The sequence below is a fragment of the Nocardiopsis sp. FR4 genome (assembly GCF_009830945.1).
GTDB lineage: Bacteria > Actinomycetota > Actinomycetes > Streptosporangiales > Streptosporangiaceae > Nocardiopsis.
In genome coordinates, this window is record NZ_VWVV01000016.1 from 107,524 (window position 1) to 128,764 (window position 21,241).

A 21,241-nucleotide genomic window follows, 5' to 3' on the forward strand; every position below is an offset into this window, starting at 1 on the left:
GCCCGGCCCCACCGGGCAGGTAGGGGACCATGGGTGAACTGGTGTTGGTCCGGCACGGACAGACCGAGTGGAGCCGCGCGCGCAGGCACACGGGGCGTACCGATCTGCCGCTGACCGGGGAGGGTGAGCGCCAGGCCGCGGCGCTGCGCCCCTCGCTGGCCGCGCGCTCCGTGGGCCGGGTGGTGACCAGCCCGCTGCGCCGGGCCGTGCGCACCGCCGAACTGGCCGGGCTGACCGGTGCCGGGACCGACCCGGACCTGGCCGAGTGGGACTACGGCGGCTACGAGGGGATCACCACCGCCGACATCCGGCGCGAGCGCCCCGGCTGGGACCTGTGGCGGGACGGCGTCGTCCCGGGCGGCCCCGGGCACCCGGGGGAGAGCCTGGAGTCCGTCGGCGCCCGCGCCGCCCGCGTCCTGGACCGCCTCGCACCCCTGTTGGGCGAGGAGGGGCCCGACGTGGTGCTCGTGGCGCACAGCCACGTCCTGCGGGTCCTCGCCGTGCGCTGGCTGGGCCTGCCGCCCTCGGCGGGCGCGCTCTTCACCCTGGCCACCGGATCGCTGAGCACCCTGGGCCGCGAGCACGGACGGCCCGTCCTCACCTCCTGGAACGTGCCGCCCGCGCCCTGAGTCCCGGCGCGCGCCCCGGGTCCTCCCGGGGCGGGGAGGCCGCTCCGCCGCGGGAGGGCCCCGAGCTGGAATTCGGGCGGGTCCGGCCGCGGTGGTAGAAACGCTCAAGCGGACAGAGTTCGCACAACGCCCGGACAACACGAAAGCATCCCCCATGTCACCACGTGCCCTCGCCGCATCCGGCGGGGCGGTCCTGCTCGCGCTCGCCCTCACCGGCTGCTCCCCGCTGCAGGACGCCCTGGCCCGCCTCTCCCACAGCGCCGTCACCGGAACCCCGATCGACGCCTACGACCTGGACCGCGACGCCCCCTTCGCCGGAAGCCCCGCCGAGGACTACGGCGAGGGCTTCGAGACCCCCGAGGCCGAACCCGTCGGCGACTTCAGCCGGGAACAGGTCGAGGAGGCCTACGCGCGGACCCGGGAGCTGCTGGAGGCGGTCTACCTCAACCAGGACGCCGTCTTCCGCGAGGACAACGGCGAGTTCGCCTCCCTGCTCTCCGGCCGGCCGCTGGACTGGTACATGGACAACCTCGGCAACACGGACCCCGAACTCGACACCCGCGGCCTGACCTTCAACCTCACCAACGGAACCGCCGAGCCCGTCGGCGACGTGGTCAAGGTGGACGGGGCCATGCGCGCCGAGGCGGCCCGCGACGAGCAGGGCTGGGACTACCTCGCCGTGCGCACCGAGTACACCATCGTCCACCCCGTGGCGCGGCCCGGGGACGCGGTGTCGGTGCGCCTGGTCACCACCCACCACGGCGAGGTGGCCTTCCACGACATCGGCCTGGACGAGCTGGAGGCGTGGCCGCTGTGGTGGCGCTTCGTGGGCCCGGCGCACTGCCTGGACGAGCACACCTTCACCCCCGCCTACCCCGACGAGTTCTCCGAGGGGGAGAAGCCCGGGGGGCTTCCCCAGGACGCCTACGACCGCGAGGCCGTCGCGGAGGACCCGGACGGCTGCCAGCCCATCAAGGACACCTGACGGACACCGCCCGCCCCGCTCCCCCGGGTCCCCCGCGCCCGGGGAGAGGGGGATAAACCTCCGTAAAAAGTCACTCACGGTGACGTTTTCGGCTCCCCCGGTGGTGCGGCGAACCGGCGCGCGGCACGCCCTCATCATGTTGAATGACGTGCATGATCGTGCGTCGAGTACTTCCCGATGAGATGAACGCCGTCAGCGAACTGCGCGTGATGGCCTACACGGCCGACGGCCTGTTGGACGCGAACCCGGCCTACGTCGAGGCGCTGCGCCTCCTGGGAGCGGACGGGCGCGGTGAGGTCCTGGTCGCCGCCGACGAGGACCGCCTCCTGGGGACGATCATGTTCGACCCCTGGTCGCCGGAGAGCGAGATCGCCCGCAACGCCGACGAGGCCGAACTCCGGGCCTTCGCCGTCTCCCCCGGGGCCCGGGGGCGCGGCGTGGGCCGGGACCTGGTCAACGCCCTGGTCGACCGGGCCCGGGAGGAGGGGATCGCCCGCCTCCTGCTGTCCACGCTGCCCGAGATGGTCGCGGCCCAGTACGTCTACCGCGCCCGCGGATTCCAGCGCGTGCCCGAACGCGACTGGTCCCCCATGCCCGGGGTCGACCTCCTGGCCTACGAACTGGTCATCAAGGACTGAACCCCGCACCGACGCCTGCGCTCCCACCCCGGCCGGGGTGGGAGGCCGGCCGCCGTCAGGAGGGCGCCGGGGCGGGGCTCTCCCGACCGGCGGACTCCGCCGGCTCCTCAGCGGCGGCCTCGGCCAGCGCCCGCCCGAGCGCCTCCCGAGCGAGCAGGTCCAGTACGGTGTCCGAGGCCGGGTGCCCGGTCAGCCGTACGGTGCGCACGAACTCGCGCGCGCACCCCGCGTAGCGCTCGCCGTCCCGCGCCGGGAGGGGCCCGCCCCGGTCGAGCAGGACCGCGTACTCGTCCAGCACCGACCACACCTCCTGGTGGGAGACCGGGCCGGAGCGCGCACCGCGCAGCCGCCGCGCCCACCCGCCCAGCACCGGATGGTGCGCGTACGACTCCAGGACCGCGACCGGGGCCTCCTCCAGCGCGGCCAGCACGCCCGCCGCCCGGACGCGGCGGTGCCAGTCGCCGGGCGCGTCGCAGGCCCCGAACAGACCGCGCACCGCGCTGCCGGTGTCGCGCGCGGCCACCCACCGCTCCAGCAGTCCCCCGGTGTCCACCGGGCGCCCCTCCTCCAGCAGGTCGAACACCAGCCGGGCGTCCATCCGGGCCACGGTCGGGGTGAGCACCACCGTTCCCCCCGACCGGCGCAGCAGGCGCACCATGCAGTGGTCGCCGAGCCCGGTGACCAGGAAGCGGCCGCCGTCGGCCCGCGCGACCGCGCCGAGGCCGACCAGGGCCTCCAGCACCTGGCGGACCCGGGCGCGCTCCCCGGGCAGACAGAGCGCGGCCAGCTGGGCGGGAGTGCGCGCCCGCCCGCTGGTGAACAGGTCGTCGAGCAGCAGGCACGCCGACACCCCGCGCGGGGCGGCCATGGCCGCGAGCGCGTCCGCCCAGACGTCGGCCGCCGCCCCCGGCGCGCCCTCCCGCCACGCCGGCAGCGCCGGTCCGGGCAGCACGCGGGTGTAGGTGGTGCGCAGCAGGCCGCCGTCGCGGGCCACCGCGAACAACGCGGGGATCCGCCGGGGGCACACGCCCACGGCCTCGGCCGCCCGGGCGGCGTCGCGGTCACCGAGGGCGTCGCCCCCCTCGAAACCGGGGCGCAGCGCCCTGCCCGCGCCCACCCACTCCGCCAGGCGCGCGGCCAGTACCAGCGGGGGGCACCGGCGCGCCGCCGCGTCCAGGGCGCCCGGCTCGGCGGGCACCACCGGGGGTGCGGACCCGCGGCCGCCCTCGGCGCGCAACCGCTCCAGGGCGGGCGGCGGCGGCTCTCCGGCCGCCTCCCCGTCCGGTCCGCCGGGGGACAGGTCCACCGCCGCGATCGCGGCGCGCAGCTGGCGCGGACTCTCCGAGGAGCGCAGGAGCCCCCGGTCGACGAGGTAGTCGCACCACGCCAGCCAGGTCGGGCGCAGCTCCCCGGGCACCCGGTCCCAGGAGCGCACGGTGCGGGCGACGGCGCGCACGTCCGCGGTGTACCAGTCGCCGGGGTCGGGCGCGCCCGCCTGCCGGTGCTCGGTCAGCAGGAAGAGCAGGCTGTCGGGGTCCACGGCGGGCCGGGGGCGGATCGTGCGGGCCCAGCTCAGGCAGGCGTGCACGGCGGCATAGATGCTCTCAGTCATGGACCGATCACCAGTCGTGCGAGTCGATGCCCACAGGCTAGCCGGGCGCACCCCTCCCACGTGCGCGAACGCCGAAACCCTCCCGGTTCGGGCCGGGGCCCGACCGAAGCGGAGGCCCGGGCGCCCCGTCCTAGACGTTGACCACCCTGGCCAGCCGGTGCGCCTCGGTCATGTCCGGGTACTCCCACCGCCGCACCATGCGCTCCACCGCCGCCGCGGGAACGGGGGAGTCCCGCCGGTCCAGGCGGGCCCGCAGCACCCGGGGCGGGGCCTCGACGGAGACGATCTCCACCCGCGCCCGGTAGGCGGCGGCCAGGTCCACGCACCGGTCGCGCAGCGACCGGGAGACGTTGGTGGCGTTCCACACGAACGACCGACCCGCCCGCAGGTGCTCCCGGGCGCGTTCGTGGGCGGCGGCGGCCACCGGCCTCTGGTCGCCGGTCGCGCCGGTGCCCAGCTCGGCGCGCAGGGCGTCCAGGCCACCACGGGCAGGCCGGGCCGGTGACGGGCGATCCAGGTGTCCTTGCCCGCGCCGGGCAGCCCCGACATGACGGTCACCGTGGCCCGGGTGTCGTCGTGGGCGGCGTGGTCGGGGTCGCGGTCGGGCCCGCGGAAGAACCAGAACCGGGCGTGGTCGGACGGGAAGTCCCGCGGGCCCTCCAGGCAGCGCTGTTCGGCGCAGTACTCGCCGTACAGGCCGATGTTGTCCAGGACCTCGGCGGTGTCGCCGCAGCGGCGGCCCAGGAGGTCGGCGGTGGCCAGCAGCACCAGGTCGTCGTTGCGTGCCACCAGGCTCACCCGGAAGGCGATCCGCCGCAGGTCCGGCCGCTCCAGCGCCCAGAACGGCACCTGGTGGTGGCGCACCAGGGCCGCCACGTGCTCGCGCCACTCCACGGCCTCCGCGGACGGCCGTTCCGCCCCGGCCTCCCACAGCAGGCGCCGCGCCGTCAGCTCGCCCCGTCGGGAATGGCCGTGCGCGGTGACCCGGCCGTCCTCCTCCCGGCGGGTGCACACCGGTTTGGCGACGTCGTGCAGCAGCACGGCGGCGAACAGGCGCACCCGTTCCGCGCACGGCCGGGACCGCCAGGCGGGCAGCCCGGACAGCGCCTCGCACGCCATCCGGGTGTGGGTCTCCACGTCCCCCTCGGCGTGGTGCACCGGATCCTGCTCCACACCGGCCAGGTCGCGCACCCAGGGCAGGGCCTCGCGCACCCGCGCCCAGTCCAGGTCCCAGCGCGGCGGGGCCGGGCACAGCTCGTCAAACACCCGCATAGAGCACCTCCGGGTCGGCCAGCCGGTTGGCGATCAGCGGCCGGTCCAGCCAGTGCGTGCCCGAGTCCAGGACGGCGGCGGTGAACCCCGCGCGCACCCACTTGTAGCGGCCCACGGTGCGGCCCCCTCCTCGACCTTGACGTAGAGGCCCTCCATGAGGTCGGAGGCGTCGCCCTCGGCCAGGGCCCGGTCGGGGTCGGCTCCGCACTCCCGCGCGGCCTCGGCCAGGGCCCGGCGCCAGTCGGGGGTGCGGCAGGTGGAGGGGCCCACCAGACGGGTCAGGTCCGACAGGTGCTCCAGGGGGCCGCTGTGCAGCACCGGGACCGGCACCACCGGGGTGCCCTCCAGCAGTTCGGCGCGGCGCGGCGTGGACAGCCACTCGCCCTCACGGGTGTCCAGCACGTCGAACGCGCACAGGTAGTGCGGCAGCGCGTCGTAGAACACGGTGTGCCTGGCGTACAGCCACTCCCCGTAGAGCACGTAGCGCTCGCCCAGGCGCGGCCGCAGCCGGTGCGCCACGGCCGCCGCCCAGGCCTTGAACGGGGCGAACTGCCGCTCCCGGGGGCCGCCGGTCAGGTGGTGGCCCCGGCTCCGCAGGCGCGGCTCGCCGCCGGGGCCGAAGCTGATCCCGGCGTTGGCCCCGTCCAGCTTCTCCTCCACGACCAGGTGCCGCCCGGCCAGCTCCGCGAAGGGGGCGGCTGACAGGTCGTGGTCGCCCGGCTGCGGGCGCGAGCCCCGGATGTGCCGGGTCCGCGGGTACTTGTGCATGGACCGGTTTCTACCGGTTCGCCAGCCCGCGCGGCCACCGGTTTTCCGCCCGGTCAGCGCCCCAGGGACGCGGCGTCGGCCGCCGCCCGGCCCTCGTGCCAGCCGTCCTCGCTGGCGGGCCCGCGCACCCGCGAGTAGGTCAGCTCCCCGAAGGCCTCGGCCACGGCCGCCTCCACCTCGCGCTCGCGCGCCGCGAACACCGGTACCAGGTCCGTGCCGGTCTCGGCCGCGGCGGCCTCGTGCGCGGCGCGCGAGGACTCCGCCAGGCGCTCGCCCACCCGGACCGCGAACGCGGACATGAACGAGGACCGGAAGGCCCGCCCCGCCGCCCGGCCCGAGCGGTCCCGCACCGACCCGCTGGCCCGCATCGCCGCCTCGGCCTGCACGAGGAGCGAGGTGAACATCAGCTCCACCGCGTCCACGTCCCCGGGGAAGCCCATCACCGTGCACAGCCCCAGGTCGCGGTCCCACACCGCGCGGCAGTGGTTGGCCTCGGCCACCTCGTGCAGCAGTACCGCCTTGTGCTCGTCGTAGGGGGCGTCCACCGGCAGGCGCCGCCCCGCCGTCGCCTCCGGGTCCCGCCCCGGCTCCTCGGCCAGCAGGGCCCGGTCGATGCTGTGCCGGGCCATCAGCTCCTGGGCCCGCGCGCTGAGCGCCTCGGCCTCGTGCGGGAACTCCGTCGACTCGGCCTTGGCCAGCAGCGCGCGCACCCGGGCCAGCTTGGCGGGGTCCGCATGGGCGGCGCCCTCCGGACGCGGCCGGTAGGTACCCGGGAGGGGGCACAGGCGGTGCAGCGGCGCCAGCACGCGCAGGGCGGCCAGCAGCCGCAGCGCCTCCTCCACCGCCTCGAACCGGGACAGCCCGTGCGCCGCGCACACGTGGCCCAGGTACCCCTCCGGTCCGCCCCAGGAGGGCTCGGCCCCCAGCGCGCGCACCTGCGCGGTCCACCGGGGGTCCACCGTCGCGGGGGAGTGGCGCTCCAGGTCGGCGGCCACCGCGTCCGCGCACACCGCCGCCGCCACCGGGTTCAGCACCCGCCCCGCCTGGCGGACGGTCTCGGCGGGCTGCCAGCCGCGCGTCCAGGCCGAGGCCAGCGCCTCCAGCAGGGCGGTCAGGACCGCCCGGCTCGCCGCGTCGGCCCACGCGGGGTCCTCGGTGTCGGCCAGCCGGGCCGCGGCCAGGTCCACGCCGCCGCCCTCGCGGCCCAGCACCAGCGCGTCGACCGCGCCGGAGACCACCCGCGCGGGGGAGTCCCCGGGTGCCGGACCGGCCCAGGGCTCGGCGGCGGTCCGCCGCGTGCGGCCGCGACCCTTCTTGCCCACGGTCGCCTCTCCTCGGTCGTGTGCTGCTGGAACCGACAGGCCATCGTACCGGCAGGACCGCTCCGCCGGGCGGCGACAACGGCCCGTGTGGGCGAGGTGACCGTGTGCTCCCGGGGTGTCACACGTCGGCCCCGGTGCCCGGTGCCGAAAAACGCCGCTTTCCTGCCGGAAGCATGGCGGAAACACGCGGTGCGTACCGTCGCCTGCACCCGTAGCGACCGATGGAGTCCCCATGAACCAGCGAACCGGGACGGGTGCGCCCGCGGGCGCCGCCCGCCGCCCCCACGACCCGGCCCCGTACGGCGGCACGGACGTGCCCTGGTCGCGGCTGCGCGACCAGTACGGCGGCCTGGCCCCGGTCGAGGTCGCCCCGGGGGTGTCGGGCTGGCTGGTGCTCGGTTACAAGGAGAGCCTCCAGGTCCTGCGCGACCAGGCCCGATTCTCCGCCGACCCGCGCACCCGGGACCCGCGCGGCGCGGCGCCCGTCCCCGGCGCGGCCCTGGACCGCGACGGCGACGAGCACCGGCGGCTGCGCGCGGCCGTCGTCGACACGCTGGCCCGGGTGGACACGCCCCGGCTCGTCCCGGTCGTCGAGCGCGCCGCCTCCCACCTGCTCGGCCGGGTCGCCGCCGAGGGCGCCGCCGACCTGGTCGGCCAGTTCGCAGCCCCGTTGCCCGCCCTGGTCCTCAACGAGCTCTTCGGCCTGCCCGAGGCCTACGGGCACCTACTCGCCGACCTGGCCCGGCGCCGGTGGAGCGGTGACCCGGAGCGGGCCGAACCCGCCGCCGCGGCGCTGGAGGACTACTTCGCCGGACTGGTCGCCCGCAAGCGCGCCGACCCCGGCGAGGACGTCGCCAGCCGGCTGCTCGCCCACCCCCACGCGCTCACCGACGCCGAGGCCGTCCACGCCCTGTCGCTGCTGTGGCGGACCGGGCACGAGCCCACCGCCCACCTCATCGGCAACGGCCTGCTCCGCCTGCTGGAGGACCCGGGCGTGTGGACCGCCTACCTGGGCGGCACCCTGACCCCCGAGGACTTCGTCGACTACGTCCTGTGGACCGACACCCCCATCCGGACCCTCCCCGGCCGCTACGCCACCGCGGACCTGCGCCTCGCCGACGCCCGCGTCCGCCGGGGCGACCCCCTGCTGCTGGGGCTGGCCGCCGCGCACACCGACCCCTGCGTGGCCCGCGGCGGCGACGCGATGACCCTGGCGGGCGACCGCTCCCACCTGGCCTGGGGCGCGGGCGCCCACCGCTGCCCGGCCACCGGCCTGACCCGGGAACTCGTGCGCACCGCCATCGACACCGCCGTGGACCGCCTGCGCGGCATGGTGCTCGCCGTGGAACCCCTCGAACTGCGCTGGAGCGCCTCGCCCCGGGTGCACGGCCTGGTCGAGCTACCGGTGTGGTTCACCGCCACCGGAGAGCGCGCCGAGAAGGACGAGGAGCCCGCGCCCGCCCCGGTGCGCCGGTGGGTGCGCAGGAAGCGCAAGCCCGCGCCGCGCGGCGCCCGCTACCAGGCGCCCCTGGCCGGGCGGGAACCCGAGGAGCGGCAGCCCCGGGCCGTCCCGGTCGAGCGCCGGCAGCGCCGGGCGCCCCGGGGCGCCGGTGCCCGCTACCAGGCGCCCTTCGCCCGTGCCGGGGAACCCGAGCCCGCCCCCGACGCCCTGGAGCAGCTGCTCGCCGCCTGGCGGTCCTCGGACTGACCGCGCCGGGGGCTCAGCGCCCCTCCCACTCGTGCGGGGGAGCCTCGGTGCGCGCCCAGGCGTGCAGCCCGTCCAGGAAGACGCGGCAGTGGCGGACCGTCGCGGCCACCTGCTCGCGTCCGTCCACCCGCTCCCGTGCGGGAAGGTCCAGGCGCCCGGCCAGGAGCCGCTCGACCTCCGAGACCACCCGAAGGTCGTGCTCGGTGGGCCTCGGGTCCCGCAGGCCGCGGACGACCTCCCCGCCCAGGTAGGTCCTGGCGATCGTCCGCTGCAGGCGGGTCAGGGCCTGCTCCAGCCCCTGCGCCGAGGTACGCAGTGAGGGTTCGTGTTCGCTCGCCACCAGTGCGGCCACCACCATCTCCGCCATGTGGCGCAGCGCGGGTTCGGGGTCGTACTCCGGACGGCGCGACCGGTAGGTGAAGGCCACGAGCGGGTACCGGTGCACCAGCTCGTCCACCTCGCGCAGGGTCTGCGCCCAGCCCCGGCACTGCGCGCGGGTGTCGTCGACGCCGCCGGACAGGTGCTCCGCGAACATGCTGACGCCGCCCCGGCCGCGCGTGCCGTCGTGCACCGAGAGCGCGAACCGGTTGCGCGTGGACACACCCCCGGTGACCTCGATGGCGTAGGTGGCCATCCCGGTGAACAGGGTGAAGCCGATCGCCGCACCCACCAGCGAGACCATCTGTCCGGGGGGCGTGTGCGGGGTGAGGTCGCCGTAGCCCAGGACGGTGACGGTGCCGCCCGCGAAGTAGAGGGCGTCGAGGAAGCCGGGGGAGCCCAGGTCGGTCTGGATCTCGAACCCCTCCTCCAGGATCGGCCAGACGACCAGCGCCAGCCCGAGCGTGAGCAGTCCGATCCAGGCCACGAAGGTGAGCGCCACGATCAGCGGTCCGGCCAGGCTGAGCACGCGCCGCTCGCCCCGGGGCAGGCGCGCGCCCGTCACGGCCGCCGAGCGCCACACCGCCTTGCGCGCGCTCCGGGCCACCAGCCCCTCCGCGTCCGGGTGGAGCACGGTGGCGACGGCGTCGCACGTGACCGACAGCATCAACAGCAGTCCCAGGACAGACACGAGAACCATGCCCCCACGCCTACCCGGCCCCCGCGCCGGTATCCGGTGCCCCGGGTCACTCCGCCCCGGGATCCACCACGACCAGTTCGGGGTGGAAGCCCTCGGGGTCCTCCAGCAGGGGCTGGTCGCCGCCGCGCAGGTGGTGGTCGAAGAAGGCCAGACCGTAGACCCGCACCAGTTCCAGGCCGCGCTCCACACCGACGTCGCCGTAGAGGTCGCGCCACTGCTCCGGCGAGTACAGCTCCTCGGCCAGCCCGAGCCGCTCGGTGACCAGGCCCTGGTCGATGCCGTTGGAGTGCCCCGAGCCCCGGAGGCGGATCCACTGCCGCCAACCCTCCAGGCGCGGCCACAGCTCCGCCGTGCCGTGCCACTCGCGGCGCTGGCCGTTCTGCACGAGCGCCAGGGGCTTGTCCAGTCCCTCCTCCAGCACGGGCGGGTAGTAGGGCCCGTCCAGGTTGATCCCGGCGTCCACCCGCTCCTCGGCGCGCAGCGTCTCGGCGGTGGCGGTGCCGCCCCAGGAGTGCCCGGCCATCCCCACCCGGGAGGCGTCGATCACCCGGGACCACCGCCAGGCGGGGTCGGCGCCGGTGAGCCGGTCCAGCAGGAAGGAGACGTCCTCGGCCCGGTTGGCGGCTCCCAGGGCCCAGTCCGGGGTGTACTCCTGGTGCCGCAGCCCGTCGGGGAACTCCACAGGGGAGGCCTCGTGGGCGTGGTCCACCGCGGCCACCACGAAGCCGTGGCTGGCCAGGTCCTCGGCCAGGGAGGTGAACCAGGTCCGGTTGTGCCCGGCGCCGGGGGAGAGGACGACCAGGGGGAAGCCCTCCCGGGTGCGGGCGGGCGGCACGTCCAGCCGCGCGTGGGCGCGCACCCCGCGGTGCAGCACGTCCGGAGGCAGGTCCAGCCCGTTCGCCCGGACGATGAACTCCGACTCGGCCCCGGTCAGGTAGGGCGCCCGCCGCCCCGCGCCCGCCCGCGCCGGGTACCACAGGGTCACCATCAGTTCCCGGGGCCCGCCCGCCCACACGTCCTCGCGGGTCCCGTCCACCAGGTGCAGGTCCGTGGTGCCCACCGGGTGCTCCCCGGTGGGCGCGGGCAGGAGGACGCGGAAGGCGGCGGCGGGCGCCGCCGCGGCCGTACCGGGCGCGGCCAGGGGCAGGAGCAGGACTCCGGCCAGCGCGGTACTGAGAAGCGGTGCGTGGGGCATGGGGAGTCCCGTCGTTCGGTGCCGTCTGGGGCCTCCCACGCTAGGAAACCGCGCCCGGTGCCGTCATCGGGGCCTTCCCCCGTCCCGCCCCGGGGGTCTCCCGGAGGGGAGGGGTGGTGTTGGCGCCACCCCGCCCCGCGACCCGCTCAGGAAGTGGGCTCCACCAGGAGCACCTCCAGGGTGCGCGGCCCGTGCACCCCCTCCACCCGGTCCAGTTCGATGTCGCTGGTCGCCGAGGGCCCGCTGATCCAGGTCAGCGGACGCGCGGGGTCCAGCAGCCGCACCGCCTGCGGCACCCCGTCCACCACCTGATCGGCGCGCACCACGCACAGGTGGTAGTCGGGGACCAGGGTGATCGCGCGCCGCCCCTGGTCGGGCCCGCCGTCCAGGACGATCGTGCCGGTCTCGGCGACGGCGACCGCGCACGCGGTCACCACGCCGTCGGCCCCGTCCAGGTCGCCCAGCGGCACCGGCTCCTCCGCCGTGTCGGTCAGCCAGGCGGCCGAGGAGGCGGACAGCCACTCCCGCGGCAGCCCCGCCGGGACCACCACCCGGGACGCGCCCCGGCGCTCCAGGGAGGCGGCCACCTCCTCGGCGATCCGGTCGGCGGCCACCCGGCGCACCAGCGCCCGGTAGTCGGTCAGCCGGTCCTCCAGCACCTCCAGGGTCGGGCCCACGCCGTGGCTGTCGGCGAAGCCGCCTCCGGAGTCGCGCACCGGCGGCTCGTCCGCGGGCACGTCGGCCAGCGCCCGGCGCACCCGGGCCAGGATCCTCTCGCGGCTGCTCACTGGTTCCCCTTCCCGCGCTTGTTCCACCACTGCCGGAAGGACTCGGCGGGCACCTCGGGGATGTCCCGGGTGTCGGTCCAGGCCCCGGCCATACCGGGCAGGTGCCGGGGAACGGCGCCTCGCCCCAGGCCCGCCGCGCGCTGGACCGCGTCCAGGGCGCGCGGGGAGGACAGCACCGCCTCGGCGCCCGCCATCAGCGCCCGCTCGCCCGCGTGCCCGGGGGAGGCGGCGACCTCCTCGCGCAGGTGCACCAGCACCTCGGGGATGTCGATGGCCACCGGGCACACCTCGTAGCACGCGCCGCACAGCGAGGACGCGTACGGCAGCGCCTCGTCCACCTCGGAGGACATCCCGTGCAGCTGCGGCGTGAGGATCGCGCCGATCGGCCCCGGGTAGACCGACCCGTAGGAGTGCCCGCCGGTGCGCTCGTAGACCGGGCAGGTGTTCAGGCAGGCCGAGCAGCGGATGCAGCGCAGCGCCTGGCGGCCCACGGTGTCGGCCAGCACGTCGGTGCGGCCGTTGTCCAGCAGCACCAGGTGGAACTCCTGGGGGCCGTCGCCCGGCGTGACCCCGGTCCAGGTCGAGGTGTAGGGGTTCATCCGCTCGCCGGTGGAGGAGCGCGGCAGCAGCTGCATGAACACCTCCAGGTCCGACCAGGTGGGCACGATCTTCTCGATGCCGACCACGGAGATGAGGGTCTGGGGCAGGGTCAGGCACATGCGCCCGTTGCCCTCCGACTCCAGCACCACGAGCGTGCCGGTGTCGGCCACCGCGAAGTTGGCGCCCGAGATCGCCGTGCGGGTGCGCAGGAAGCGCTCGCGCAGGTGCACCCGGGCCGCCTCGGCCAGGGCCCGGGGGTCGTCGGTCAGCCCCGGCGGGGCGGGCACGCCCCACTCGGCCATCTGCTCCAGGAAGATCTCCCGGATCTGGGCGCGGCCCAGGTGGATCGCGGGGACCAGGATGTGCGAGGGCAGGTCCTCGCCCAGCTGCACGATCAGCTCGGCCAGGTCGGTCTCGTAGGCGGTGATCCCGGCCCGGGCCAGGGCGTCGTTGAGCTCGATCTCCTGGGTGGCCATCGACTTGACCTTGACCACGTCGGTCTCGCCGGTGGCCTTCACCAGGTCGGTGACGATCGCGTTGGCCTCCGCCGCGTCGGAGGCCCAGTGCACCCGTCCGCCCGCGCGCTCGACCGACTCCTCCAACTGCTCCAGGTAGCGGTCCAGGTGGCGCAGGGTGTGCTCCTTGACCGCGGCTCCCTCGGCGCGCAGGCGCTGCCAGTCCGCTCCCATCTCGTCCACGACCGCGGCCCGCCTGTCGCGGATGGTGTGGGTGGCCTTGCGCAGGTTGTGCCGCAGCCGGGAGTCGTTGACCGCGTCGCGGGCGGCCTCGGGGAAGGGCGGCATGCCCAGGAACGTACCGCTCATCGGGCGGTGACCTCCTTCTCGGTGCTGGCCAGGATCTCGGCGAGGTGCGCCACCCGCACGCCGGCGCGCTGCCGCGAGAGGATGCCGCCGATGTGCATCAGACAGGAGTTGTCCACCGCGCACAGCACCTCGGCCCCGCTCTCCACCGCGTGGCGGGCCTTGTCCGCGCCCATGGCCGAGGACACGTCGCCGTTCTTGACCGCGAACGTGCCGCCGAAGCCGCAGCACTCGGCGGCCCCGGCCAGCTCCACCAGTTCCAGGCCCCGCACGGCCCGCAGCAGCCGGTGGGGGCGGTCGCCCAGGCCGAGCATGCGCATGCCGTGGCAGGTGGGGTGGTAGGCCACCTTGTGCGGGTAGTAGGCGCCCACGTCGGTCACCTCCAGCACGTCCACCAGGAACTCGGTGAGGTCGTACACGCGCGGGGCCATCCGGGCCACCTTGCGCGACAGCCGGCTGCCGCTGGCGCCCAGCCGCGGGTAGTTGTCGCGGATCATCGCCGCGCAGGACGCGGAGGGGACCACGACGGCGTCGGCGCCCTCGAAGGTGCGCACGAAGCGCACCGCCAGACGGCTGGCCGGGCGCCGGTAGCCGGTGTTGTAGTGCATCTGCCCGCAGCAGGTCTGGTCCTCGGGGAAGACCACCTCGTGGCCCAGCCGCTCCAGCAGGCGCACGACCGCGCGCCCGGTGTCGGGAAACAGTGTGTCGTTGACGCAGGTGACGAACAGGGCGATCCGCATGTGCCTCCTTCACGCCCCGCCGCACCGGTGGAGCCACGAACCCGAAGTGGTCTGACCAATCTTGCACTTTTGTGCGTACATTGGCAAGAAAGGCCTGATCGAGCTAGATCGGATCCTGATTGGTATGATCTCTTCGGCTGGGAGTCGCGGGGCGCTCCCGCCGCCGCGACCCCGCCCCCGCAGGGAGGCACCCGTGGGCGAGCACACGTCCGTCACCCGGCGCGCGGTCGACGAGGTCAAGGCCATGATCGCCAGCGGCCGGGTCGGACCGGGCGAGCGCCTGCCCACCGAGCGCGACCTGTCCGCCCGGCTCGGGGTCTCCCGCAGTTCCATGCGCGAGGCCATCCGCGCCCTGACCACGCTCGGCGTCCTGGAGTCGCGGCACGGCGCGGGCGTCTACGTCACCGCCCTGCGCCCCGCCGACCTGCTGGAGACCTTCTCCGTCCTGGCCGAGGTCTCCCAGGGGGAGACCCTGCTGGAGGTCCTCCAAGTGCGTCGCATGCTCGAACCCGCGGCCACCGCCCTGGCCGCCGCGCGGGCCAGCGCCGAGGACCTCGACCGGATCGGCTCCCTGCTGGAGCGCATGGAGGACGCCCCCGACACCGTGTGCGCCGACACGGTCACCGCCGACCTGGGCTTCCACCAGGCCATCGTGGCCAGCACCGGCAACGCCACCCTGGCCGCGATCAACGACGGGCTCTCCTCGCGCACCTTCAACGCCCGCGTGTGGGCGGGCCACCGGGAGGCGGGGCTCACCGCCAAACTGGCCGAGGACCACCGGCGCATCCACGAGGCGCTCCTGGCCCGCGACCCCGACGCGGCGCGGGCCGCGGCCACCGTGCACGTGCTGCGCGTGGAGCGCTGGCTGCGCGCCGACCTGTCCGGCGGCGGCTGACTCACCTGCCGCGCTCGCGCACCCTCTCGGCGAACTCCTCGGCGCGCAGCAGCCGCGCCAGTTCCTCGCGCCGCGCCACGGGCGTCGGCTCCACCTCCGGCTCGGGCTCGGAAACCTCCTGGCCCAGCTCCGCATCTATACCGAGAACGCCGTGGTCCTCGATCTCCTCGATCCGGTGGCCGTCGGGATAGTCCCGCAGGAACTCGGCCACCGCGGAGTCCTGGTCCGCGGCTCCCAGGCCCATGTCCACGTCGATGTCGTCGTCGTACCCCAGGTCCCAGGACCGGGTGTCGAACTCTTCCTCTTCGCTCGGTTCCGTCACCGGCGTCCCCCTCGCGCTCGGTTCCTGTTACCGATGATGCCCTCTCACCACGGGGGCACGCCAGGGCGGCCGCGCGGCGTCGGTGACCGACAGTAGGCTTTCGTCCCGTTGCTGCCAGACATGAACGGAGTACCCCCTGCCGTGCGCGAGCGGGTCCGATCCCTCGTCGACGCCTCCTGGTTCCAGAGCGGCGTCATCACCCTCATCCTCGTCAACGGGGTCATCCTCGGGGTGGAGACCTCGCCCCGCGCCATGGCCGCCCACGGCGAACTCCTCCACGCCGTCGACGTGGTCATCCTGTTCCTCTTCGTCGTCGAACTCGGCATGCGGATGTACGCCCACCGCGGGGAGTTCTGGCGCGACCCGTGGAGCTGGTTCGACGTCGTGATCGTCGGCATCGCCCTGCTGCCCACCTCCGGCCCCTTCGCGGTGCTGCGGGTGCTGCGCGTGCTGCGGGTCCTGCGCCTGCTGTCGGTGATCCCGTCCCTGCGCCACGTCGTCGCGGGACTCTTCCGGGCCCTGCCCGGCATGATGTCCATCCTCTTCCTGGTCATGCTGCTGCTGTACGTGTCGGCGGTCATGGCCACCAAGCTCTTCGCCGACGTCTCCCCGGACTACTTCGGCGACCTGCCCTCCTCGCTGTTCACCCTCTTCCAGATCGCCACCGCCGACGGCTGGGGCGGTATCGCCAAGGACGTGATGGAGCACAGGCCCACGGCCTGGGTGTTCTTCGTGGTCTTCGTGCTGGTGTCCACACTCGTGGCCCTGAACCTGTTCATCGCCGTTGCGGTGGAGGCCCTGGAGAAGGACGACGGGGACCAGAGCAGGGAGGAGGGCGGCGGCGGGGTCCTGGCCGGGGCCGCCCCCGACGGCGGCGGCCCCGACTCCGGGCACGCGGTGATCCTGGCCGAGCTGCGCGCCCTGCGCGCCGAGGTGGCCGTGCTGCGCCGCGAACAGGAGGGACTGCGGAGCTGAGGGCGCCCGGCGGGCTTTCGTGGCAGGCTGTTACGCGCACGGAAGCCGCACACAACGACGAGGAGCCGCCGGATGTCTGCCAGTACACCTCTTCCCCGCGCTGAGGACACCGCAGACCTGGACCGACGCCGGGAGTGGGCCGCGCTGGGCGAGCACCGCGAGCGGTGGGGCTCGACCCACCTGCGCCAGCTGTTCGCCGAGGACCCCGGGCGGGCCGAACGCTACACACTCGACGTCGGCGACCTGCACGTCGACTACTCCAAGAACCTCGTCACCGACCAGACCCTGGGCCTGCTCGGCGACCTGGCCGCGGCCACCCGCGTGGCCGACCTGCGCGACGCCATGCTGGGCGGCGAGCACATCAACCTCACCGAGGACCGGGCCGTGCTGCACACCGCCCTGCGCGCCCCCCGGGACCAGGTCGTGCGCACCGACGGCCGCGACGTCGTCCCCGAGGTGCACCGGGTCCTGGACCGCATGGCCGACTTCGCCGACCGCGTGCGCTCCCGCTCCTGGCTCGGCCACACCGGCCAGCCGGTGCGCCGGATCGTCAACATCGGCATCGGCGGCTCCGACCTGGGGCCGGCCATGGCCTACGAGGCGCTGCGCCCCTACACCGACCGCGGCCTGGAGTTCCGCTTCGTCTCCAACGTGGACGGCGCGGACCTGCACGAGGCACTCGTGGACGCCGACCCGGCCACCACCCTGTTCGTGGTCGCCTCCAAGACCTTCACCACCGTCGAGACGATCACCAACGCCACCGTCGCCCGCTCCTGGCTGCTCGACGGCCTGGGCGACGACTCCGCCATCGCCAAGCACTTCGTCGCCGTCTCCACCAACGCCGAGGAGGTCTCGGCGTTCGGCATCGACACCGCCAACATGTTCGAGTTCTGGGACTGGGTGGGCGGACGCTACTCCTACGACTCGGCCATCGGCCTGCCGCTCATGGTGGCGATCGGCCCCGAGCGGTTCCGGGAGATGCTCGCCGGGTTCCACCTCATGGACACCCACTTCGCCACGGCCCCCGTCGAGCGCAACCTGCCCTTCATCCTCGGCCTGCTCGGCGTCTGGTACGGCGGCTTCATGGACGCCGAGAGCCACGCGGTGCTGCCCTACAGCCACCACATGTCGAAGTTCCCCGCCTACCTCCAGCAGCTCGACATGGAGTCCAACGGCAAGTCGGTCCAGCGCGACGGGCGCCCCGTCACCTGGCAGACAGGTCCGGTGGTGTGGGGCACCCCGGGTACCAACGGCCAGCACGCCTACTTCCAGCTACTGCACCAGGGCACCCGCTTCGTGCCCGCGGACCTGATCGGCTTCGCCAACCCCGCCCCCGACCTGCCCGAGCGCCTCGTGCCCCAGCACGACCTGCTCATGGCCAACCTCTTCGCCCAGGGCCAGGCGCTGGCCTTCGGAAAGGCCGCCGAGGAGGTCGCCGCCGAGGGCGTGCCCGCCGAACTGGTCCCGCACCGCACCTTCGAGGGCAACCGCCCCACCACCACCATCCTGGCCGACCGCCTCAGCCCCTCCGTGCTCGGCCAGCTCGTCGCCCTCTACGAACACAAGGTGTTCGTCCAGGGCGCGGTGTGGAACATCAACTCCTTCGACCAGTGGGGCGTGCAACTGGGCAAGGTCCTGGCCAAGCGGGTCGAGCCCGCCCTGACCGAGGGCGCCCGCGTCAGCGGTCTGGACGCCTCCACCGCCGCCCTGGTGGAGCGCTACCGCTCCCTGCGCGGCTGACCCGGCGGGGCGCGCAAAACCCTTTGCGCGCCCCGCCGCCCCCGGTTAGCCTTTCCCCAACATGCGTTCCTGACATCGAGACCCACGACCGCCGAGCCGGATCCCCGCTCGGCGGCTACCCCCGGTGCGGTCTCGGTGTCAGCGATCCCTCGCTCACGAGCCGGTTCCGCGCATCGAGGCCCACCCCGACACGAAGGGTGGTCCCGCCGTGAACACGACCCCGCTCCTGCGCGCCCGCGACCTGGCCAAGGCCTACGGAACCCGCGTGGTGCTCGACGGCCTCAGCCTCGACGTCGCGCCCGGCCAGCGCCTGGGCCTGGTGGGCGAGAACGGCAGCGGCAAGTCCACGCTGCTGCGCCTGCTCGCCGGGTTCGAGGAACCCGACGCCGGCCGCGTGGAGCGCCCGGCCGACACCGGCTTCCTGCACCAGGAACTGCCGCACCCCCCGGAGACGCCCCTGTCCGCGGTGCTGGACGAGGCCCTCGAACCGGCCCGCCGCGTGGAACGGCGCCTGACCACCAGCGCGGCCGAGGGGAGCATGGGCGCCTACGCAGAGGCGCTGGCCGACGCCGAACGACTGGAGGTCTGGGACGCCGAGCGCCGCGCCGAACTGGTCGTCACGGGCCTGGCCCTGGACGGCGTCGCCCCGGACCGGCCCGTGGGCGCGATGTCCGGGGGCCAGCGCGGACGCCTGGCCCTGGCAGCCCTGCTCATCCGCCGCCCGCGCGCCCTGCTGCTCGACGAGCCCACCAACCACCTGGACGACCGCGCGCTGGAGTTCCTGGAGGAGTACCTGCGCGGCCTGCCCGGCCTCGTGGTGCTGGCCAGCCACGACCGGGTGTTCCTGGACGCGGTGTGCACCGGCCTGGTCGACCTGGACCCGGCCGTGGACGGACCCACCCGCTACGGCGGCGCCTACTCCTTCTACCTGCGCGAGAAACGCCTGGAACGGCGGCGCTGGGAGGAGCGCTACCAGCGCGAACAGGACGACCTCAAGGAGCTGCGCCAGGCCGTGCGCGTCGGGGCCCGCCAGGTCGCCCACAACGGCCCGCGCCGGGACAACGCCAAGATGGCCTACGACTACAAGGGCGGGCGCGTGGACAGACAGGTCTCGCGCCGGGTCCGCGACGCCCGGGGCAGGCTGGAGGAGCTGGAACGCGACCAGGTGCGTAAACCGCCCCGGCCGCTGGAGTTCACGGCCCCGCTCACCCGTGACCCGGGCACGGCCGACGGCAACGCCCTGACCGTGCGCGACCTGGTGGTCCCCGGGCGGCTGCGCCTGGAGCGCCTGGACGTGCCCGCGGACGGGCGCCTGCTGGTCACCGGACCCAACGGCGCGGGCAAGTCCACGCTGCTGTACGCCCTGGGGCACCGGCTGCGGCCCGCGTCGGGCCGGGTGCTGTGGCGGCGCGGCGCGTCGGTGGCCCTCCTGGAACAGGACGTGGTCTTCCCCGACCCCGAGCGGACCCCGCGCTCGCTCTACGGCGACCGCCCGGAGGCGCCGCGCCTGACCGACCTGGGCCTGGTCGCCCCGCGCGACCTCGACCGCCCCGTCGGTGTGCTCAGCGTGGGGCAGCGGCGCAGGCTGGCGCTGGCGGTCCTGGTGGGGCACGCCCCGGACGTCCTTCTGCTGGACGAGCCGACCAACCACCTGTCCCTGGCCCTGGCCGAGGAGCTGGAGGAGGCCCTGGGCACGGCGCCGGGGGCGGTGGTGGTGGCCTCGCACGACCGCTGGCTGCGCCGCAACTGGTCCTGGTCCGAGCTCCGGCTGGTCGACGGAGAGGAGGCCGCCCGGTAGACCCCCGGGGGCGAAGGCGGAACCCGGGCCGGTGTCCAGCCCTCCGGGGGCTGAAGGAGGAGCGTCGGGGCTGGTCCGAACCCCGGGGGGCGGAGCTTCCGGCAGAGGGCGACCGTGCGCCCGTGCTCCCCCGGGAACGACCGCGCGCGGCCCCGTGACCGGCGCGGACGCTGGAAACCCCGCCACACCTCGGGCAAGCTGTGCGTATCCGTGCATGTACGCAGGGTGATATCGCTGTGACGGCTGATGTGGGGGTGGGGCGCAGGTGACCGCGCCGATGGACGCGCCGGAGTCGTCCCGGCACGCCGACCCCGAGGCGGCGGCCGCGGAGGGGGCGGACGCGGCGAGCAGGTCCCTGCGCCAGATCGCATGGCAGCGGTTCCGCCGGGACCGCGTCGGCATGGCCGGAGGCGTCGTCGTCCTCCTGCTCATCCTCGTCGCCCTGTTCGCTCCGCTGCTGGCCTCCTGGTTCGGCGACCCGCCCAACGAATTCCACCAGGACCTCATCGACCCGCTCACCGGCGGCGTCCTGCGCGACCCGGACGGTCCCTCCACCGAACTCGACCCCTGGGGCGGGATCAGCTCCGAGCACCTGCTGGGTGTGGAACCCGTCAACGGCCGCGACCTGTTCAGCCGCATCGTCTACGGGGCCCGCACCTCACTGCTGGTCGCCACGGTGGCCACCCTGGTCTGCGTCGTCATCGGCACCGGCCTGGGCGTGGTGGCCGGATACTTCGGCGGTTGGGTCGACGTGCTCATCAGCCGGGCCATGGACATCTTCCTGGCCTTCCCGCTACTGCTGTTCGCCATCGCCCTGGTCGGAGTCATCCCGGACGGCGCCTTCGGGCTGAGCGGCAACAACCTGCGCATCGGTGTGCTCGTCTTCATCATCGGCTTCTTCAACTGGCCCTATATCGGCCGCATCGTGCGCGGGCAGACCCTCACCCTCAAGGAACGCGAGTTCGTCGAGGCCTCCCGCAGCCTCGGTGCGGGAAGCGCCCACATCGTCTTCCGCGAGATCCTGCCCAACCTCGTCACGCCCGTCCTGGTCTACTCCACCCTGCTCATCCCCACGAACATCCTCTTCGAGGCGGCCCTGAGCTTCCTGGGCGTGGGCATCAACCCGCCCATGGCCACCTGGGGCGGCATGCTGGACAACGCCCTGCGCTTCTACACCACCTCGCCGCACTTCGTCATCATCCCGGGCCTGGCCATCTTCGTCACCGTCCTGGCCTTCAACCTCTTCGGCGACGGGCTCCGCGATGCCTTCGACCCCCGCTCCTCCGACTGACGGCCCGGCCGGGCCGCTCGTGTGCCGTTCGCTCCCCGTACCGCTCCCCGGGCCGCGCGGCCCA

The 21,241-nt window shown here is 74.7% G+C and carries 17 protein-coding genes and 2 pseudogenes; 9 read left to right on the forward strand and 10 right to left on the reverse strand.

Annotated features, from left to right (window positions below):
• Window positions 1-29: 29 nt before the first annotated feature.
• The 3 genes from FYW95_RS16640 (at window position 30) to FYW95_RS16650 (ending at window position 2,252) form a co-directional block, all read left to right on the forward strand.
• On the forward strand, window positions 30-629 hold the full coding sequence (locus FYW95_RS16640) for a histidine phosphatase family protein (protein ID WP_159944357.1): 600 nt from the start codon (window positions 30-32) through the stop codon (window positions 627-629).
• 154 nt (window positions 630-783) lie between these two features.
• The gene (locus FYW95_RS16645; RefSeq protein WP_159944356.1) at window positions 784-1,614 is read left to right on the forward strand and encodes a hypothetical protein; all 831 of its coding nucleotides are present in this window, start codon (window positions 784-786) and stop codon (window positions 1,612-1,614) included.
• Window positions 1,615-1,796: 182 nt separating this feature from the next.
• Window positions 1,797-2,252 (forward strand): GNAT family N-acetyltransferase, encoded by a 456-nt coding sequence (locus FYW95_RS16650; RefSeq protein WP_159944409.1) that lies wholly within the window; start codon window positions 1,797-1,799, stop codon window positions 2,250-2,252.
• 55 nt (window positions 2,253-2,307) lie between these two features.
• Here the strand turns inward: FYW95_RS16650 and FYW95_RS16655 are convergent, their stop codons facing one another.
• The 4 genes and pseudogenes from FYW95_RS16655 to FYW95_RS16670 form a co-directional block, all read right to left on the reverse strand.
• Window positions 2,308-3,864: a hypothetical protein gene (locus tag FYW95_RS16655; protein ID WP_160050545.1), complete on the reverse strand. Its 1,557-nt coding sequence runs from the start codon at window positions 3,862-3,864 to the stop codon at window positions 2,308-2,310.
• Between the two features lie 130 nt (window positions 3,865-3,994).
• A pseudogene (locus FYW95_RS16660) lies at window positions 3,995-5,136 on the reverse strand (AAA family ATPase).
• Window positions 5,123-5,904, reverse strand: a pseudogene (locus tag FYW95_RS16665) (RNA ligase family protein). The pseudogenes FYW95_RS16660 and FYW95_RS16665 overlap by 14 nt, the downstream one beginning before the upstream one ends.
• A gap of 53 nt (window positions 5,905-5,957) precedes the next feature.
• A complete protein-coding gene (locus tag FYW95_RS16670) occupies window positions 5,958-7,226 on the reverse strand; it encodes a DUF2786 domain-containing protein (protein ID WP_159944354.1) in 1,269 nt (422 codons plus the stop codon).
• Window positions 7,227-7,458: 232 nt separating this feature from the next.
• On the opposite strand from FYW95_RS16670, the gene FYW95_RS16675 reads away from it, so the two are divergent.
• Window positions 7,459-8,934, forward strand: coding sequence for a cytochrome P450 (locus FYW95_RS16675; protein ID WP_236567966.1), 1,476 nt, complete (start codon window positions 7,459-7,461; stop codon window positions 8,932-8,934).
• Window positions 8,935-8,947: 13 nt separating this feature from the next.
• Here FYW95_RS16675 and FYW95_RS16680 read toward each other — a convergent pair whose 3' ends face one another.
• The 5 genes from FYW95_RS16680 to FYW95_RS16700 form a co-directional block, all read right to left on the reverse strand.
• Window positions 8,948-10,012, reverse strand: coding sequence for a potassium channel family protein (locus tag FYW95_RS16680; RefSeq protein WP_159944353.1), 1,065 nt, complete (start codon window positions 10,010-10,012; stop codon window positions 8,948-8,950).
• A 46-nt stretch (window positions 10,013-10,058) separates the two neighbouring features.
• Window positions 10,059-11,207, reverse strand: coding sequence for an alpha/beta hydrolase family protein (locus FYW95_RS16685; RefSeq protein WP_160050546.1), 1,149 nt, complete (start codon window positions 11,205-11,207; stop codon window positions 10,059-10,061).
• Between the two features lie 146 nt (window positions 11,208-11,353).
• Window positions 11,354-11,995 carry a LutC/YkgG family protein gene (locus FYW95_RS16690; RefSeq protein ID WP_160050547.1) on the reverse strand — a complete coding sequence of 214 codons (642 nt, stop codon included), beginning with the start codon at window positions 11,993-11,995 and terminating at the stop codon, window positions 11,354-11,356.
• Window positions 11,992-13,419: a lactate utilization protein B gene (locus FYW95_RS16695; protein WP_159944350.1), complete on the reverse strand. Its 1,428-nt coding sequence runs from the start codon at window positions 13,417-13,419 to the stop codon at window positions 11,992-11,994. Before FYW95_RS16695 ends, FYW95_RS16690 begins: the two co-directional genes overlap by 4 nt.
• A complete protein-coding gene (locus FYW95_RS16700) occupies window positions 13,416-14,156 on the reverse strand; it encodes a (Fe-S)-binding protein (RefSeq protein WP_159944349.1) in 741 nt (246 codons plus the stop codon). Before FYW95_RS16700 ends, FYW95_RS16695 begins: the two co-directional genes overlap by 4 nt.
• 193 nt (window positions 14,157-14,349) lie before the next feature.
• Between FYW95_RS16700 and FYW95_RS16705 the strand changes: the two genes are divergently transcribed.
• On the forward strand, window positions 14,350-15,051 hold the full coding sequence (locus FYW95_RS16705) for a FadR/GntR family transcriptional regulator (RefSeq protein WP_255459472.1): 702 nt from the start codon (window positions 14,350-14,352) through the stop codon (window positions 15,049-15,051).
• A gap of 1 nt (window position 15,052) precedes the next feature.
• Here the strand turns inward: FYW95_RS16705 and FYW95_RS16710 are convergent, their stop codons facing one another.
• Window positions 15,053-15,373: a hypothetical protein gene (locus FYW95_RS16710; RefSeq protein WP_159944347.1), complete on the reverse strand. Its 321-nt coding sequence runs from the start codon at window positions 15,371-15,373 to the stop codon at window positions 15,053-15,055.
• Between the two features lie 120 nt (window positions 15,374-15,493).
• Between FYW95_RS16710 and FYW95_RS16715 the strand changes: the two genes are divergently transcribed.
• The 4 genes from FYW95_RS16715 (at window position 15,494) to FYW95_RS16730 (ending at window position 21,177) form a co-directional block, all read left to right on the forward strand.
• Window positions 15,494-16,348 carry an ion transporter gene (locus tag FYW95_RS16715; RefSeq protein ID WP_201294894.1) on the forward strand — a complete coding sequence of 285 codons (855 nt, stop codon included), beginning with the start codon at window positions 15,494-15,496 and terminating at the stop codon, window positions 16,346-16,348.
• Window positions 16,349-16,420: 72 nt separating this feature from the next.
• A complete protein-coding gene (gene pgi / locus FYW95_RS16720; protein ID WP_159944346.1) occupies window positions 16,421-18,088 on the forward strand; it encodes a glucose-6-phosphate isomerase in 1,668 nt (555 codons plus the stop codon).
• 208 nt (window positions 18,089-18,296) lie between these two features.
• Window positions 18,297-19,886, forward strand: coding sequence for an ABC-F family ATP-binding cassette domain-containing protein (locus tag FYW95_RS16725; RefSeq protein WP_236567965.1), 1,590 nt, complete (start codon window positions 18,297-18,299; stop codon window positions 19,884-19,886).
• 265 nt (window positions 19,887-20,151) lie between these two features.
• Entirely contained in the window at window positions 20,152-21,177 is a 1,026-nt protein-coding gene (locus FYW95_RS16730; RefSeq protein WP_159944345.1) for an ABC transporter permease, read from the forward strand.
• Window positions 21,178-21,241 lie beyond the last annotated feature (64 nt).

Bases quoted from the DNA above. Each gene is read 5' to 3' on its own strand.
- FYW95_RS16685 (WP_160050546.1), bottom strand. From the start codon at position 11,207: ATGCCCCACGCACCGCTTCTCAGTACCGCGCTGGCCGGAGTCCTGCTC.
- FYW95_RS16650 (WP_159944409.1), top strand. From the start codon at position 1,797: ATGAACGCCGTCAGCGAACTGCGCGTGATGGCCTACACGGCCGACGGC.
- FYW95_RS16715 (WP_201294894.1), top strand. From the start codon at position 15,494: ATGAACGGAGTACCCCCTGCCGTGCGCGAGCGGGTCCGATCCCTCGTC.
- FYW95_RS16640 (WP_159944357.1), top strand. From the start codon at position 30: ATGGGTGAACTGGTGTTGGTCCGGCACGGACAGACCGAGTGGAGCCGC.
- pgi (WP_159944346.1), top strand. From the start codon at position 16,421: ATGTCTGCCAGTACACCTCTTCCCCGCGCTGAGGACACCGCAGACCTG.
- FYW95_RS16675 (WP_236567966.1), top strand. From the start codon at position 7,459: ATGAACCAGCGAACCGGGACGGGTGCGCCCGCGGGCGCCGCCCGCCGC.
- FYW95_RS16700 (WP_159944349.1), bottom strand. From the start codon at position 14,156: ATGCGGATCGCCCTGTTCGTCACCTGCGTCAACGACACACTGTTTCCC.
- FYW95_RS16695 (WP_159944350.1), bottom strand. From the start codon at position 13,419: ATGAGCGGTACGTTCCTGGGCATGCCGCCCTTCCCCGAGGCCGCCCGC.
- FYW95_RS16655 (WP_160050545.1), bottom strand. From the start codon at position 3,864: ATGACTGAGAGCATCTATGCCGCCGTGCACGCCTGCCTGAGCTGGGCC.
- FYW95_RS16645 (WP_159944356.1), top strand. From the start codon at position 784: ATGTCACCACGTGCCCTCGCCGCATCCGGCGGGGCGGTCCTGCTCGCG.
- FYW95_RS16680 (WP_159944353.1), bottom strand. From the start codon at position 10,012: ATGGTTCTCGTGTCTGTCCTGGGACTGCTGTTGATGCTGTCGGTCACG.